We start from the raw sequence: 255 nt of genomic DNA on the forward strand, positions 1-255 counted from the left end.
TTATGGACGGTGCTGAAGGCGGGCATACGGTGCCCCTGGTCTTCGAGCCAGCGCTTAATCTTGCGTGCGCCCCAGCGTTCATGGCGCTCATGGGCCATGCGCAGCAGGGCGGTGATGTCGTCAGATGAGCGGTTCGGGGAATGGTGCGGTATGCGCGGGCGGTCCTGAAGGCCGGCGGCACCTTCCTGAGCCCAGCGGCGAAGCCACTTGTAGGCGGTGGCAGGAGAAATGCCGAACTGACGGCAGAGGGAACGA

1 protein-coding gene is annotated in these 255 nt (G+C 64.7%); it reads right to left on the reverse strand.

Annotated features, from left to right (window positions below):
- A partial coding sequence (locus APT89_RS07820; RefSeq protein WP_131728588.1) for a helix-turn-helix domain-containing protein occupies positions 1 to 255 on the reverse strand: 255 nt, incomplete at both ends.

It is taken from the genome of Enterobacter sp. 50588862 (genome assembly GCF_001462935.1).
Taxonomy (GTDB): domain Bacteria; phylum Pseudomonadota; class Gammaproteobacteria; order Enterobacterales; family Enterobacteriaceae; genus Enterobacter; species Enterobacter bugandensis.